This is a genomic window from Streptomyces sp. NBRC 110611 (genome assembly GCF_001590865.1).
GTDB lineage: Bacteria > Actinomycetota > Actinomycetes > Streptomycetales > Streptomycetaceae > Streptomyces.
Genome location: NZ_BBUY01000095.1, coordinates 1 through 756, shown reverse-complemented (window position 1 = coordinate 756; position 756 = coordinate 1). Strand labels below are relative to the sequence as shown.

1 protein-coding gene is annotated in these 756 nt (G+C 68.7%); it reads right to left on the bottom strand.

Annotated elements, in window-relative coordinates:
- On the bottom strand, positions 1–735 hold a 735-nt coding region (locus AZE13_RS33520), incomplete at its 3' end, for a beta-ketoacyl reductase (RefSeq protein ID WP_309302260.1).
- Between the last annotated feature and the right edge of the window lie 21 nt (positions 736–756).

Genomic DNA, 756 nt, shown 5'->3' with positions numbered 1-756 from the left:
CGCATCCAGGAAAGCGTTGCCCGCCGCGTAGTTCGCCTGGCCCGCGCTGCCGATCGTGCCCGCCACGGACGAGAACACCACGAACGCGTCCAGATCCACATCCCTGGTCGCCTCGTGCAGATACCACGCCGCGTCCACCTTCGGACGCAGCACCGCCGCCAACCGCTCCGGGGTCAGTGACTCCACCACACCGTCATCGAGAACACCGGCCGTGTGCACCACGGCCGTGGGCGCACAACGAGCGATCAGGTCCGCCACGGCCCCCGCATCGGTCACATCACACGCCTCGACGGCCACATCCGCACCGATACCCCGAAGCTCGGCCACCAGCTCCTGCGCGCCGTCGGCGGCCGGGCCACTACGGCTGACCAGCACCACATCACGCACCCCGTGCCCGGCCACCAAGTGCCGGGCAACAGCCCGTCCCAGACCGCCAGTACCGCCGGTGATCAGAACCTTGGCGGAGGTCTCCCAGCTCATCGCACGCTGAGACCGCGTACGAGCAAGCCGGGCCGCCAGCACCTCACCACCACCACGCACCAGCAATTCGGATTCGTCGGTCGCGAGCGCCTGCGGCAGCACGGTCACATCGACATCGTCGCCGTCCAGATCCACCAGACCGAAACGGCCCGGGTTCTCCGACTGCGCCGACCGCACCAGACCCCACACCGCCGCACCCGCCAGATCCACACCCGACACCGCACCACGCGTCACAAACACCAGACGCGAGTCCACAAACCGCTCATCCACCAGCCA